Source organism: Corynebacterium sp. PCR 32 (assembly GCF_037464985.1).
In the GTDB taxonomy this organism is placed as follows: domain Bacteria; phylum Actinomycetota; class Actinomycetes; order Mycobacteriales; family Mycobacteriaceae; genus Corynebacterium; species Corynebacterium kroppenstedtii_D.
On sequence record NZ_JBAHVL010000002.1, the window covers coordinates 56,428 to 70,088 of the forward strand.

The 13,661-nt window shown below is 54.1% G+C and carries 16 protein-coding genes and 1 tRNA gene; 9 read left to right on the forward strand and 8 right to left on the reverse strand.

The genetic code is table 11. The annotated features are described in order from the left end of the window. Positions 1-162: 162 nt before the first annotated feature. Both V5S80_RS04135 and V5S80_RS04140 read left to right on the forward strand, forming a co-directional pair. On the forward strand, positions 163-861 hold the full coding sequence (locus V5S80_RS04135; RefSeq protein ID WP_395169513.1) for a molybdenum cofactor biosynthesis protein B: 699 nt from the start codon (positions 163-165) through the stop codon (positions 859-861). Between the two features lie 14 nt (positions 862-875). Continuing rightward, a complete protein-coding gene (locus tag V5S80_RS04140) occupies positions 876-1,220 on the forward strand; it encodes a hypothetical protein (RefSeq protein ID WP_395169514.1) in 345 nt (114 codons plus the stop codon). 18 nt (positions 1,221-1,238) lie between these two features. Here the strand turns inward: V5S80_RS04140 and mscL are convergent, their stop codons facing one another. From mscL to V5S80_RS04155, 3 genes are all read right to left on the reverse strand, one after another. Next, entirely contained in the window at positions 1,239-1,733 is a 495-nt protein-coding gene (mscL, locus tag V5S80_RS04145) for a large-conductance mechanosensitive channel protein MscL (RefSeq protein WP_395169515.1), read from the reverse strand. Positions 1,734-1,841: 108 nt separating this feature from the next. Then, positions 1,842-1,991 (reverse strand): hypothetical protein, encoded by a 150-nt coding sequence (locus tag V5S80_RS04150; RefSeq protein ID WP_395169516.1) that lies wholly within the window; start codon positions 1,989-1,991, stop codon positions 1,842-1,844. A 110-nt stretch (positions 1,992-2,101) separates the two neighbouring features. Further along, positions 2,102-2,785 carry a 5-formyltetrahydrofolate cyclo-ligase gene (locus tag V5S80_RS04155; RefSeq protein ID WP_395169517.1) on the reverse strand — a complete coding sequence of 228 codons (684 nt, stop codon included), beginning with the start codon at positions 2,783-2,785 and terminating at the stop codon, positions 2,102-2,104. 198 nt (positions 2,786-2,983) lie between these two features. On the opposite strand from V5S80_RS04155, the gene V5S80_RS04160 reads away from it, so the two are divergent. The 4 genes from V5S80_RS04160 to glpR all read left to right on the forward strand — a co-directional run bounded on the left by V5S80_RS04160 (position 2,984) and on the right by glpR (position 7,735). Beyond that, positions 2,984-3,907, forward strand: a complete 924-nt coding sequence (locus V5S80_RS04160; protein WP_395169518.1) for a UTP--glucose-1-phosphate uridylyltransferase — start codon at positions 2,984-2,986, stop codon at positions 3,905-3,907. Positions 3,908-3,994: 87 nt separating this feature from the next. Next, a complete protein-coding gene (glp, locus tag V5S80_RS04165; protein ID WP_395169519.1) occupies positions 3,995-5,320 on the forward strand; it encodes a gephyrin-like molybdotransferase Glp in 1,326 nt (441 codons plus the stop codon). Positions 5,321-5,340: 20 nt separating this feature from the next. Continuing rightward, the gene (locus tag V5S80_RS04170; protein WP_395169520.1) at positions 5,341-6,063 is read left to right on the forward strand and encodes a GNAT family N-acetyltransferase; all 723 of its coding nucleotides are present in this window, start codon (positions 5,341-5,343) and stop codon (positions 6,061-6,063) included. A gap of 145 nt (positions 6,064-6,208) precedes the next feature. Further along, on the forward strand, positions 6,209-7,735 hold the full coding sequence (glpR, locus tag V5S80_RS04175; RefSeq protein WP_395169521.1) for a gephyrin-like molybdotransferase receptor GlpR: 1,527 nt from the start codon (positions 6,209-6,211) through the stop codon (positions 7,733-7,735). Positions 7,736-7,840: 105 nt separating this feature from the next. On the opposite strand, the gene V5S80_RS04180 is transcribed toward glpR, so the two are convergent. Next, a complete protein-coding gene (locus V5S80_RS04180) occupies positions 7,841-8,416 on the reverse strand; it encodes a ClpP family protease (RefSeq protein WP_395169679.1) in 576 nt (191 codons plus the stop codon). A gap of 1,050 nt (positions 8,417-9,466) precedes the next feature. Here V5S80_RS04180 and V5S80_RS04185 point away from each other — a divergent pair. After that, positions 9,467-9,655 (forward strand): hypothetical protein, encoded by a 189-nt coding sequence (locus V5S80_RS04185; protein ID WP_395169522.1) that lies wholly within the window; start codon positions 9,467-9,469, stop codon positions 9,653-9,655. Positions 9,656-9,880: 225 nt separating this feature from the next. Continuing rightward, on the forward strand, positions 9,881-10,129 hold the full coding sequence (locus V5S80_RS04190; protein ID WP_395169523.1) for a hypothetical protein: 249 nt from the start codon (positions 9,881-9,883) through the stop codon (positions 10,127-10,129). 477 nt (positions 10,130-10,606) lie between these two features. On the opposite strand, the gene V5S80_RS04195 is transcribed toward V5S80_RS04190, so the two are convergent. The 4 genes from V5S80_RS04195 to V5S80_RS04210 form a co-directional block, all read right to left on the reverse strand. Beyond that, positions 10,607-10,840, reverse strand: a complete 234-nt coding sequence (locus V5S80_RS04195) for a hypothetical protein (protein WP_395169524.1) — start codon at positions 10,838-10,840, stop codon at positions 10,607-10,609. Continuing rightward, positions 10,827-11,675, reverse strand: a complete 849-nt coding sequence (locus V5S80_RS04200) for a tyrosine-type recombinase/integrase (protein WP_395169525.1) — start codon at positions 11,673-11,675, stop codon at positions 10,827-10,829. Before V5S80_RS04200 ends, V5S80_RS04195 begins: the two co-directional genes overlap by 14 nt. A gap of 346 nt (positions 11,676-12,021) precedes the next feature. After that, a tRNA-Ala gene (locus V5S80_RS04205) sits at positions 12,022-12,094 on the reverse strand. Positions 12,095-12,185: 91 nt separating this feature from the next. Then, on the reverse strand, positions 12,186-12,728 hold the full coding sequence (locus V5S80_RS04210) for a DJ-1/PfpI/YhbO family deglycase/protease (RefSeq protein ID WP_395169526.1): 543 nt from the start codon (positions 12,726-12,728) through the stop codon (positions 12,186-12,188). Between the two features lie 391 nt (positions 12,729-13,119). Between V5S80_RS04210 and V5S80_RS04215 the strand changes: the two genes are divergently transcribed. After that, entirely contained in the window at positions 13,120-13,647 is a 528-nt protein-coding gene (locus V5S80_RS04215; protein WP_395169527.1) for a DUF805 domain-containing protein, read from the forward strand. Positions 13,648-13,661 lie beyond the last annotated feature (14 nt).

Genomic DNA, 13,661 nt, shown 5'->3' on the forward strand with positions numbered 1-13,661 from the left:
GGTCCGATCACACTGTGAATAGCAGAGTCGGTTGCGCGACGCCATGCGGAGCCATATGTGCTGAAGGCTGTGTGGCCTGACGACGTATGGTGCTCGCGGTGTGCCCATGTGTTGAAGATTTGGCGTTAGTGGTTGTGGCGTCGCACAGAAGGAGAGAATCCAATGAGTAAACACGAATCTGCTGATTCCCGCCGAAGGGAAGGATTGACTCGAGGCTCATCGGATACACGGGAGATGCCTGAATCATTGCGTGGTATTAATCATGCGGACGTTGATCGTCTCGGGGAAGTCATCGTTGAACCTGACGACGCTGTGCTGATGGATCTAGAGCGGGCTGAGGAAGCCGCTCATGCGAAGATTGTCGAGGAATCGCAGGATTCAGTGGAGCAAGTACCGCGGGCTCTTGTCATTATTGTCGATGACAATGTTGGTGAAGAGTCCGATCGTCTAGGCGGTCTGGTGGCGGAGTTGCTTGCTGAAGCACACTTTGGTGTGGATGCTGTGGTTGGTGTTGCGAGCCGAAAATCAGAGGTTCGCGGTGCGTTGGAGACCGCCGTGATTGGAGGGGTTGATCTCGCCGTCACGGTTGGTGGTGTTGGCGTTGGCCCGCGGGATAAGACGCCTGAGGCTACAAAGTCTGTGTTGGATCGGCGAATTCCCGGAATTGCTCAGGCGTTACGGGCGTCTGGTCTGGCGTGTGGTGCGACCGATGCCGGCTTGTCGCGGGGTGTAGCGGGAATTTCGGGTTCGACCGTGGTGGTCAATTTAGCGTCCTCTCGGGCTGCGATCCGTGATGGTGTGGCTACACTGACGCCACTGGTGAGGCACGTTATCCATGATATGGACCGGTGGGATCAGTAGGGGAGCCATATAGTATGTTTTCTTCTCGGCGTTCCCGCAGGCATGTGCGACGGGTGTCAGCAACAGATTATGATCGCTCAGGTGAATCCGCGTTGGAGAGTGTTGTCGACGCTGTTCGCGCGATGGAGGATCAGCCGCGTCGAGGGGTCCATGATGATCGTATGGCGTCCCTGACGGTGGAGGATCAGGCAGTGGGTACTGCCCTCGATGATACTGGGGTAGGTGACGGAGGGCCGCTAATTCTCCGTGATGACTACGCAGATGCACATCCTGGTGAGCCGGCCGACGGTGGACAACAAGACACCGGGGCGATGACACGCCGCGAATGGCAGGAAAATCGGCCGCCCCACTGGGGATAACGGCAGTGCCCTCAGGGGTTATTTCGAGTGCTTACCAGGTGTGGGTGAATCTGGAGCAACGGTGCCTTCTGGTTCGGAGAGTTCCGTCGTTGCCAGTGTTTGGCTCGGCGTCGTTACTTTATTCTGTGCAGCGAGAAGGTCGCGGATTTCGAGAAGGAGGTCTTTCTCTGTGACGGGGACCTCGTCCTCTTTGACGCCCATGTGTTTTTTCCTGACTTCTTCCAGTTTGTTCATGGGAACAACGAGGATGAAGTAGACCACGGCCGCAATAATGAGGAAGTTAATGACGGCAGTCAGGACAGAACCAAAGTCGAGGAAAGTTTTTTCATTTCCACTGATGAGCCGGAAGCCCCAACCGTCGGTGTTGGCTCCGCCGAAGCATGCGACGAGTGGGTTAATGATGTATTTAGTGAAAGCTGTCACGATGGCGGTGAACGCAGAACCGATCACAACGGCAATGGCGAGGTCAATGACATTGCCTCGCATAATGAAATCACGAAAACCTTTAAGCATTATTCCTCCTCAGAAGGACTTGTTTCTACAATATGGAACGAATTTTACAAGGCCACGTATTCTATCGTGCCATGTAACTAAGGGCGACTAGCACAATCGCTGCCGAAATTATCCAGCATAGTTGTCGTAGTCGTCGTGTTCGTCGCCATGGTGAACTGTAAAGATCGGCGATGAAATAGACCAACCATAGGCGGAGGCCCCGTAACGGGCGTTGGTGTGGTTCGGGGTGGCGCCGAATGAGTCGCTGAGGTTGTACATCGCGGGTACGAAATAGTGTCATTCTAGTATCGACGCAATGGACAGGTCATTGGTTCCCACCGCCCAATCGGATTCTGCTTCTGTGTCTCGTATGGTGCAATTATGGCGAATTATGTGCTCGGTAATTCATGACATCCGGACGCTGTGACGACGGTGTTTATTTGTGCGTCCCAATACTCATGGGGGACGGTGGGGAGGATTTCGTGCGGGTGCACAATACCAATTGTATGCAGCGGTGTGGCCCGGTGTTGTGGGGCGAGCGCCCGATCGTAGAAACCGCCACCTTGTCCTAGCCGGTGGCCACGAGTGTCATACGCGAGTGCCGGGACGAGCGCGATAGTGACGGTTTCGAAGGGGATGGGGGTTGAGTGTTCATCGGGTTCGATGAGACCGAACGATGTGGTCGTGAGGGCACGTGGGTTCCACGGATGCCATGAGAGTTTTCGTGCAGGTTCTCTGCGGGGAATGACAATCTGCGAGTGGACGTGGTCGTGTAGGGCAGAGAGAAGTTGAGGGATGAAACCGTGTGGGGTGTGTGCGCCAGGTTCATTGTTAATTGGGACGTAGGCCGCAATGCTTAGTGGGTGAGAAGAATTGCTGTCACTGTGTGATGCTTGAGCATGTCTCCACATAGCGGTGACAATTTCAGTAATGAGCTGTTGATCCCAGGTTGTGAGAGTATTTTCGGGTAGGTTACGGCGCTGACGTCGCAGTTGGCTGCGGTAGTTTTGTTTCTGGTCTGCAACGTTAATTTTCCCCGAATTGCTAAGGGATAGAGCATCGCTCTCCTGCATAGAATTGAGCGTAACAAAAAATTAACCAGATATGGGTCCACAAACCAATGGGAGACAGGGGGAGGTCATCGGCAGTGGTCGTGCTGGCTTTCGCGATCATGTATCACATGATTTATCTATGGGTATCGTGAGGCTTCATATGATGTGTCGGTGGATTACCGGTGTAGAAAGCGGCCTACGATACGAATCTCGGTTAGCATGGCTCATATGACTAAAAATGGTAATGGAGGTAATGGTCAGACTGTGCTCCGCACAGTCATTGTGCCGGCCGCTGGTTTGGGAACGCGGTTTCTTCCGGTAACAAAGACCGTCCCTAAAGAGCTTTTGCCAGTCGTCGATCGACCGGGGATTGAGTTGATCGCGGAGGAGGCTCACGAGGCGGGAGCATCTCGTCTCGCTGTTGTCACGTCGCCCCGTAAGAGTGGCTTGATGAAGCACTTCGACACTGATGAGGTGTTGGAAGAATCGCTAAAGAAGCCTGGTAAAGAGGAACGTCTGAAAAAAGTTCAGCGATCCAGTACGCTCATCGATGTTGTCTCAGTCACGCAAGACAAACCTTTGGGTCTTGGCCATGCCGTTGCGCAGGCTGAAGGTATCCTCGGGCCTGACGAAGATGTGGTCGCTGTCATGTTGCCGGATGACTTGGTCATGCCTTACGGGGTGATGAACAAGATGCTCGACGTGCGGGCGAAGCATGGGGGGTCTGTGCTTTGTGCAGTCGATGTTGCTCAAGAAGAAACCTCTGCTTACGGCGTGTTTGAAGTGAGCGATCAACCTGAGGACGACGTCTACACTGTCACAGGAATGGTGGAAAAGCCGGAGCCTGACGATGCGCCCTCAACGTTGGTGGCAACGGGTCGTTACCTGTTGGATCGAGAGATCTTCGATGCTCTGGGTAAGATTGAGCCCGGCAAGGGCGGCGAGTTGCAGTTGACTGATGCAATTGAGTTGCTCATTAGGTCGGATCACCCTGTCCATGTGGTGGTCCACCGTGGAACTCGTCATGATTTGGGTAACCCGGGCGGGTTCATTAAGGCGTGCGTTGACTTTGGTTTGAAGGATCCAGAGTGTGGCGACTCGCTGAGGGCGTATATGACGGAAAGGCTGGCGCAGGACAGCTAGCCTTAACGGGTGGTATACCCCGGCACTCCGGGGGCAGTGTCAGGTGGCAGCATCCGCTGCTGTGTAATCCGGGCGAAAGGACATGACGTGCGCTCAGTGGAAGAGCAGCTTGCGATTATCGCGGATGCTGCCGTAACGCCGGAGCCCGTTCGTGTTTCTATTTCGGATTCGTTGGGGTTGCGTAGTGCAGAGGAAGTCCGTGGTGACCGCCCGGTGCCCGGTTTTAACCAGGCAGCTATCGACGGATATGCGGTGCGGGCTGTTGATCTTGTTCCTCAGCAGATGCCTAGTGAGTCACCAGGTGATGCGGAGGATGCTCAGCGCCCATTGATGGATCAGGACAACCCCGGTGATCGTCCCAGTGATGGCCGTTCCCGGAGGTTTGAAGAGCTTCCAGTGGTAGGGGATGTTGGTGCGGGGTCGCACAAGCCTCTCCGGTTGCAGCCTAATCAGGCTGTGCGGGTAGAGACGGGTGCACCGGTACCCACTCTGTCTGATGCGATTGTGCCGGAAGCCTGGGTCGAGCGACGAGGTCGCCGCATTCGGCCGTTGTTTCCGGTCAAGTCAGGCGATTTTATCCATCGCGCGGGTACGGACGTGCTTGACGGTGACGTTATTGTCAGTGAGGGGACGGTTCTGGGTGCTGCGCATATTGGCTTGTTAGCTGCGGTGGGTCGTTCGAAGGTGCTTGTCTATCCACGCCCTCGAGTGTCGGTCATGTCAATTGGTCAGGAGCTGATTGCCTCAGATCGCCAGCCTGGTCGTGGCCAAGTGTTTGACGTAAATTCGTATTCTCTGGCTGCTGCTGCCGAGGAGGCGGGGGCGGATGCTCACCGCGTGGGGGTTATTGCGGGGGAACCGAAGCGGTTACAGGAAATCGTGGAAGGTCAGATCCTCCGTAGCGAGATCATCGTTATTGCTGGTGCTGTTGGGGGTTCGGCGGCGCGGCGAATGCGTGAGATTGTGAGCGGTTTGGGTGACATTGAGTATACCCGCGTTGCGATGCATCCTGGTTCGACCCAAGGGTTTGGGCTGTTGGGGCCGAATAAGGTACCAACGTTTTTGTTGCCCTCGAACCCTGTGGGCGCGTTAATTATTTTTGAGACGATGGTTCGTCCATTGATTCAATTTGAGGCTGGGCGGCGTCGTGGGCGGCGTCGGATTATCCAGGCGAGGGCGTTGCATGGTGTGAGTTCCATGCCGGGGAGGCGTGGTTTTATTCGCGGTCAGTTGATGCGGGATCGCGGTACGGATGAATATTTGGTGGATCCGTTGGGTGCATCAGCAGGTGCCCCGCAGCATTTGTTGGGTAGTTTTGCTGAGGCTAATTGTTTGATCCACGTGCCGGAAGACGTGGTCGGTATTGCACCGGGGGACGTTGTTGATGTCCTGTTCTTGTCGAACCGGGCGTAGTAGCGGGTACTCAGGTGCGGGTGTTCTCTCGTCTCATCGGCCGGTTTTGTGGTGGTAGTAGTGAGGATTGGGAGCTGTACCGACGCTATGGTGTCATGCCGGGCGTGCGGCATCCGGGGTGGCCGGAAGAAACGCAGACGTTGTGTGTTCCAGCAGGTGCGGTGAGACTTCGACCAGTGGTGAAGGATGATGGGCCAGAATGGGTGCGGCTTCGTCGCCATGATGAGGATGTATTGAGTGCTGTCGAGCCCACCGCGGAGGAGCCGTGGGATGAGGTGCACACCGTGCCTTCGTGGTTGAAGCTGGTGGCGTCATGGTATGCCTCAGCTAGCGAGGGAACAGTGGTTCCTTTTGCTATTGAGCTCGATGGGCGCTTTGTAGGACAAGTGACATTGGGCTCGATCCAGGGTGGTTCTTTGTCGACATGTTGGATTGGTTACTGGGTGGCTAGCCCGCTATGGGGGCAAGGAGTGGCGACAGCTGCGGTAGCTCTTGGTGTTGATGCGGCGATGCAGTCGGTGGGGGTTCACCGGGTGGAGGCGACCGTGTTGCCAGAGAATGTAGCGTCGAGAAAGGTGTTGGCCAAGGCTGGCTTTCATTATGAGGGTAAATTACTGCGCAATATCAATATTAATGGGCGGTGGCGTGACCATCTTTTATATGCTGTGACGGTGGAGGAATGTCCTGGTGGTGTGGTGCCACGCTTGAACAATGATGGCCGTCGTGGGTGCGGATACGGATGATGGTGAGGCAACGCAAATATTTTGGTATTCGTATCGTTGGGCGTGGCATGAGCATGTTACGGGTGTGACGGGTTAGTCTGTAGTGAGAATTATCGTTGCCCGTGTTCGATTCCCCGCGGCTGACATCAGTTAAGGAGATTCCGACGTGTCGAGTTCCCTCTTGATCGTTCTTATTGTGGTGTTGTGGCTTGCTGTCTTGGCACCACTCCTGTTGCGGAACCAGGGGCCAGTGCGTCGCACCTCGAAGGCGTTGCAGCAAACTCGTGTTCTCTACCGTGGAGGGTCAGGCTCCGTGTCCTCTTCGGCCCGCCCGACGCGTCGTCGATGGAAGCGGTCTGTATCTCCTGATATTGAGCCTGAGAAGGGGGATGATGTCTATCGTTTATTGGATGAAGATGACAGAGATCCCCGCGCAGATGATGACCTGACCACTTCTTCTGGAAATACTGCAAAGCCCGGGGACTGGGCTTTCGAGGATCACGGGGACACCCCTGGAACGACGACCATTCCGGCTGACGATGAACGCGAGAACGACGAGGGAGATGTTGTTGTCGCAGAGTTGGAACCCGAGGATTCTAACGAGTCGCTTCCTGAGTCTGCTGTTGTGGCCAACGAGATTGACGACGCCGTCACCGTCGCCGTCATTGATGATGACTCCGATGATGACACCGTGAGGAATGAGAAAACGAGCGTCTCTGTTGATGTTGTCGAGGGGGATATCGTCGTGGGTTCCTCAGGCTCCCTACCGAATGTCTCCCAGGTGAAAGTTGCGTCGTCCGATGAGGAGTCATCTGATGATATGCCTGCTTCTGTCACGTATACCGGTGTTTTTAGCGATGACGATGCCACGATGAAGGACCGTGAGAATTTCCCTGATGCCTATGATCGCCCAGAAGACGTGGCCGATTATCGTGATGGGGATCCCGCCTTCGCACGCGCCCACGACTTCGCTGATGAGTCTGCCGAACAGCGCGAAGAACGACGACATACTCAGCGACGATCGAGCGCAATGTTTTTCGATGATGGCCTGGATGCGCTGTTTGATGACGAGCTTGAGGAGCTCGCGCGCATGGATGACGATGCCTCCTTGACCGATGAAGATCGGGCATATGTGAACCGCCGACGTGGGCGAGGTGTGTATGACCCTGAGATCGCTCAGCGGAACGCACGTCGTCGTTTCACCCAGCGTAAACGCATACTCTTTGGCTTGGTTGCGGTGACAGCTACGCTGTTCATTCTCGGCTTTGTGGTGGCGGTAGCCTGGGCGGGCTGCGTCGTTGGTATTGCTGCGACTGGCCTGTACCTGACATTTTTGCGGAAGCAGGCTGTGGAGGAACAACGGCTGGCAGCTCGTCGTCTGCGGCGTATGCGCCGGGCACAGATGGGTGTTCGAAACGCTGCCGATGATGATGCGGAGCATGAGGCGCCATCGCGGTTGCGTCGTCCGGTGGGGACAGTCATTGAAACGAATGACACTGACCCGGAACTGGCGGAACTGGACTATGTCGATGCGGCAGACTACTTCACCCTCGGTGTGCCTGACGACGCCCAACGCCATGGCGACTACGTTAACGAACGGGAAGCTCGTGACTGGGCGGGTCACACAGACCATCGGGGTGGTCGCGATGGTGAACGTCGAGCAACAGTGACACACATCCGCCACGTCGGGTAAGTGATCAGGCCGTAGTTTTCTCGAGGAGAGAAAGTTAGACAGCCTGACTACCCGGCATGATAGAGAACAATTGATGACTGTGCTGTCTCGTCCAGCCCCGGTGAATCAAGACGAAGCAGCCTCGTCTTTTTTATCAAGTTTAAGAACTTTGATTTGATTCCACGACGTGAGTACGTGGTCAGCAATGCCGTAGTCGACGGCATCGTGAGCTCGGAACCAGCGATCCCGTTCGCTGTCGTGGTGAATAACGTCCAGCGGTTGACCGATATTAGCTGCTTGCTCTTCCTCAAAAACCTGGCGTGTGAGCCGGTGTTGTTCGACCTGAATACGGATATCCTCAGCAGAGCCACCGATGCCGGATGACGGTTGATGCATCATAATACGAGCGGATGGGAACACCCATCGGCGGCCTTTGGTTCCAGCGCTGAGAAGGAACTGCCCCATAGAGGCTGCTAAGCCCATAGCCACGGTATTAACGGGCGCTTCGATGGTTTTAATGAGGTCATAGACCATCATGCCAGCCATGAGGTTTCCGCCGGGGCTGTCGATCAGAATGGTAATAGGCTTGTGAGGGTCGTCTTCGACCATGGCTAGGATTTGTCCGCACATAGACTGGCACTGTTCGCTGGTGACCTCACCGAAAAGCGTGACTGTGCGGCCGCGGAAGAGCCCCTGTTGAATGAGTGCTTCAACGGGGGGGGGTGGGCATGTGAGCTGGTGTGGTGGATTTCTCGTCGTGCTCGTTAGAGCTCCTCGTATCTATGGACATGGTGAATAATCTACACGAGCAGACAGCGCGCCAGGGGCCACCGCGCGTGTCGAGCGTCCTCAAACCACCCCCAAGCTAAAGCATGAGTGACGCGGCGTTTCCTCTGGTCATTCAACGTTGGGTTCGCAACGAGAGACGCGGATTGTGATGGGAGAGAGGAAGGGAGGGTGTTGGCCCATCGATAAAAATAGTTCACAAAGGAGAGAATTGCACAAATGGTTCTTCTGTAAAAGAAAAATATTCTGTCTTATTGTTCTTTCATATGGCTGTGCGTTGGGGTAAAGAAGCGGATTGTTCAGTGAAATAACCACATCACTGAGAATCTTGTGATAGACGCTTGATGAAAGCACCAGAAGGGCGAAAAATCGTCTTATCTCTTGCGGATCATGATGTGATGGTCGGTATCGGTGGGTGCTTGTTTTTATTGGGTTGTAGGATGTGAATCATGACGGGGAAGGTAGATAGTGGGGGAGTATCTCGTGTACGGGCAATCGTTGCATAATGAACAGTGCAATCAGAAGGTGTGGCCTATTGTGTGCCAACGTGGATCATTGCGTGTGTGACGAGCATGTTTATGCGTTACAAAGTCAGCGGCTCTGACTATTTCTATTCAGCTACCGTGAAAGATTGCTTTCTAAATGATGGAAAGATAGATCTTGTACAAAGCATGGCCATTGGTGCAGGCAAAAAGGAGAGAAAAATGTTGGAGGAAAGATATATAAAGAATATAATTCGGGGAGATTTGATAAAGTTATAAAGGCGTCTGGGTCGACAATATGTGTTTCCTATCTTGAGACGACGATCGGAAGAATTGGATCAAGTTATATGGATGATGAAAAAACGATGTCTGAGGCGCAGTTGTGTGAAAAAGCACGTGAGAATCTGGCGAAAGTGAGTAAGTAAATGGGGGCCTCCGTTGGGTAATGTTGGTGTGATGCCCGGTAGGTGTGCGGGGTGCTGGTGTGGGCCCTGCGGGTGTGGGGTCATCTGGTGGTCAGCGTGGCCGGGGTCAGCGTGATCGGGAGCGTACGGGCAGCCACCAGCCGATTACCAGCCGGTGTGAGGCCGAGTACAACCTCCACCAACTACGCGGCGACATGGGCCCCCTCACCCCACCAGTGATCACCAAACAACTCCGCAACAACAACTAACACCACATAAACAACAGCCCCGACCGTCACACGGGCGGGGCTGTTGTTTATGTGGAGCATAGGAGTACCCAACTTCTAACTTTCCGCTATGCAGGTAGCAGTAGGTTTCATCAAAGGACATGTGAGGCTTATACGCAATTTGTGCGCAATCTCTCGCAAAACTTGGCCTTGAAGCCAATGAACACCGCCCCTCAAACACCGTCTCAGACAAGGACAAGAACAGCTATGGCACTACCGAACCAAGAACACGCTACGCAGACAGACCACGTGCCACGAAAGACCAAGCGTCCATTGGTGTTCCACTTCTACTACTACATCTCAGAGGACGGCGTACGCCACACGTTTTGCGGTAAGACAATCCAGCCAAGCCGCGTTGAGCATCGAAAGACCGCGATCCTCGCGCCCTGGGAGCAATGCACTGACTGTGAACTGGTTCATCAGATGGAAGTGCAACTAGATCAAGAGCACCCATAAGGCACCACTCCAGCCCCGCCCACACTCTCGTTGGGGGCTTTCTCCGTACTCTCGAATAACTCGGAATCAACAGTCTTTCGCTAGTGCTACTTCTGATTCTCTCGTCTTCTCCGACGTTCCCAACTTTTACGCTGTAATACAAATAGCGGAAGGATAAGTAAGTAGTAGCAGACGAAAATATAGATCATATAAACGGGGATATTTCCCCATTCAAAATGATGTTCCTGACTGCTGTCAGCACCTAATAGCTTTGTTGCTTCAAAAACTAATGAAAGGAGCACGGCACCTACGGGCACTACAACGAGCGAGTCTCTCCAACTAGGAACCCACGGAGCTCCATTATCATCCTTCAGTATCAGAGTTTGAAGCAAACTAAAAGGAACGATTCTCATTATCTGCACCCGTTCTTTTTAAATTCAGACTGTTTCACTTCTTAAAAGATCTGATTTCGATGGACTTTGCTCACCTGGAAAATCCCTATTTTGGCATTTTTTCACCAAGAGCACACGAACCTGCAGAAATCGCCAACTTGGCAGCTAAACCTACAGGCCCTCCAATAGCTCCGAATCCAAACTTCAATAGCGCAGCGGAACCATTTAGTGAAGCTACTGCAATCACCTTCCTAGCAGCATCATTCCAGCGTTTTTCCTTAAGCAGATTGCCGATAGCAACTGCGTCATCCGGCGACAACGGAAGCTCAATCGCGTCCACGGTGAGGCGTGACGTGCTTATCAACTCCCGCCGCCCGGCGCGCCTTATCCAGCTCATTGCGCAAATTCGTGTCCATGAGCACGTTGCCCCGCTTGGTCATGGTGAGATACTTACCGCCCTGATAGACCTCCTCGAGGTGAGTTTCTACGTAGCGTGAAAAGACCTCGAAGATCGGCACCGTGCGTTTACCGGCCTCTGTCTTTGTCGATTGTTCTGCCATGTAACTGTGGCCGTCGTCGTCCTGTAGACGCTGCATGTTCCGGCTCACTCTCACCTGCCACAGCCCCGTTTGTGGATCGCGGTTCACGTCGTCGCGCTTGAGTCCTAAGACCTCACCAATGCGCAGGCCGTGGAAGTAGCACAGCACCGCCGCTAGCTGGTAGTGCCGTGGTGTGTGGTCGACGATGGCCTGCAGTTCGTGCCGGGTGGGTAGTTCCTTGCTCTTTGGCTTTGGCCGCTTGCTCGCTTTCTTGATCTGCACGGGATTGGCTGTGATGAGTTCACGCTCTAGCGCTGCTGCCATTGCCGATTTCAGGAATCCATACGCGCGGTAGTTCGTCTGCTCCGTGGTGGAAAAGACCTCTTGAACACCGTCCCACCAATCGAACACGGCTTGACGGTCAACATGAACAAGTGGCACATCCTTGAGCTTTCCCGCCGCGCCGTCGACACCTGTAATTCGGTTGTTGATTGTTCGCTGATAGGACTGGAAAGTTGAGGGTTTCAAGCCCGTACGTTGGGACTCTAACCAGCGCTCCATCCACATACCCAGTGTGAGTTGTTCGCTCTGTGCTTTCTTTTCAGCTCGAAGCTTTTGCAGCTTGGGGTTTCCCACACTCCGAGCTGTATCAGCCGGTGTTGATCGTTGAGCCATGCGCTAGCCATGTTCTTGTTGGGGAAAGACCGCCCCGGCGTGTATCGCCCGCCGTCGTGCATGTAGGAGGCAGCCCACATGCCGCTAGGTAGTTTGCGGATACTACCAAAATCGTTCTTTGCCATGCCGTGCCCTTTGCCGTGAAGGTCGCTGGGTGATTGGGTTCACCGTCCGTGCGCAATCTGTGCGTAATGGGGTTCCAATTGATTCCCTTGGATTCCACTAGCGACCGATACTAACATGGTGCTTGACCTGCACAGGCAAAGAAAAAAAACCAGCTCCTCGCGGAACCGGGTAATATCGTTTGTGGAGCATAGGGGAATCGAACCCCTGACCTACTCGATGCGAACGAGTCGCGCTACCAACTGCGCCAATGCCCCGAAGACTGTCTAAATATTACTCCGGGGATTAGAGATCCTCAAAAAGAACAGGTCGCCCGCTACTGGTGACCTGAGAAATATCACCCCACTTTTATGACGACAACTCCTCAATAAGGGTTTTTGTAAACGCTGGGAGATCCTGCGGGTTGCGGGATGTGATCAGCACCCAACCATTCCCAGGACAACGAACCACCTCATCATCAACCCAGTTGGCGCCAGCATTCTCAAGGTCCACACGAATAGATTGATACGACGTCATCGTCTTACTCTCGGCTAAGCCAGCATCGATAAGAGCCCAGGGGGCATGGCAAATCGCGCCTACCGGCTTACCTGCAGAAGAGAACTCAGTGAGAATCCGCCGGGCGTCGGAATTAATGCGCAACGTGTCAGCGTTGACTGTCCCACCAGGGAGAATAACAAGATCAAAGTCGTCCGCATTAACCTCATTCAAGGACATATCGACGTCAATAGTTGATGCCCAATCCTTATCGCCGCTCACTGTCTGGATATGTGTGCCAGAGTTTGATGCGACGGTGACGTCAATACCTGCTGAACTTAACGCGTCGCGGGGTGAAACAATCTCTGGCTCTTCCACGCCAAAATCGGTCGCGATGATCACTGCTTTCCGTGCCATAATGACAACTCCTCTGAATGTGCAGGCTGTGTATCCTCCCATCTAGGCGCAACAGATATCACGGTCATATATTCCATGGTCGATATGTGCTTGCGTCGACGCCGGCTATCTGTTCCCTTCCTTTCCTTATGTGTGGGTGATGTGTGGGTGGATCGATATGCCTGACGGGCAGGTTGTGGGGCCTCGGTGGTAGGAGGGAACGATAATGAGGGGCAAGTGTGCGGGCGAGTGTTCCCCGACAAGTAGGGGGAGGTGATTGCTTGGCGTACGCCTGTGCTGTTGCTGTTCTGCGGGCGTTGTGTGCGGTGTGGGTGCGACACCGAGGTAACAAAATGATAACGATAGCTAAGCTAGCCTAACAGGCAGCCGCCTGATTCGCTATTGTGAATATATGACCGATGTGCAGCCATTTCCCTCACAGGATAACGAACAAGAATATAGCTCGACTCCAGAGGGAGCCTACTTTGGCCCTCACGACGCTCCAGATTTCGGTGGTGAGCCGCCATTGTCACAGCCGTACTATGGGGCCAGTCTCCCCGCAGCGGTCAGGAGGTTCTTTACCCGAGCGATCCGCTTCAAAGGACGTTCCTCACGCTCCGAGTTTTGGTGGGTAGCGCTCGTTATCTTTGTTATTGCCGTTATTCTCGATGCTGCTATAACCGCAACAGGAAACGCCAATAATATGTCCTTTGCGCTGGGCACCATTCAAACAGCATTTTTCCTGATACTCCTGGTCCCCCACGCTGCACTGACCTGGCGGCGTTTGCACGACGCGGGTTTCCCAGGCCCGTTCTGGTTCCTCAGTTTTGTTCCTATCATCGGTTGGATCGCTCTCCTCGTGATGACGGTTATGCCGTCACGCCCGGAGAAAATGAAAGTCGAATGGGACGACAAGGAAAACTCATCTCAAGGGTCGTAGCTATGCCCTAAGCT

Bases quoted from the DNA above. Each gene is read 5' to 3' on its own strand.
- V5S80_RS04210 (WP_395169526.1), bottom strand. From the start codon at position 12,728: ATGGCACGGAAAGCAGTGATCATCGCGACCGATTTTGGCGTGGAAGAG.
- V5S80_RS04155 (WP_395169517.1), bottom strand. From the start codon at position 2,785: ATGCAGGAGAGCGATGCTCTATCCCTTAGCAATTCGGGGAAAATTAAC.
- V5S80_RS04150 (WP_395169516.1), bottom strand. From the start codon at position 1,991: ATGTACAACCTCAGCGACTCATTCGGCGCCACCCCGAACCACACCAAC.
- mscL (WP_395169515.1), bottom strand. From the start codon at position 1,733: ATGCTTAAAGGTTTTCGTGATTTCATTATGCGAGGCAATGTCATTGAC.
- V5S80_RS04135 (WP_395169513.1), top strand. From the start codon at position 163: ATGAGTAAACACGAATCTGCTGATTCCCGCCGAAGGGAAGGATTGACT.
- V5S80_RS04190 (WP_395169523.1), top strand. From the start codon at position 9,881: ATGGCACTACCGAACCAAGAACACGCTACGCAGACAGACCACGTGCCA.
- V5S80_RS04160 (WP_395169518.1), top strand. From the start codon at position 2,984: ATGGCTCATATGACTAAAAATGGTAATGGAGGTAATGGTCAGACTGTG.
- V5S80_RS04140 (WP_395169514.1), top strand. From the start codon at position 876: ATGTTTTCTTCTCGGCGTTCCCGCAGGCATGTGCGACGGGTGTCAGCA.
- V5S80_RS04215 (WP_395169527.1), top strand. From the start codon at position 13,120: ATGACCGATGTGCAGCCATTTCCCTCACAGGATAACGAACAAGAATAT.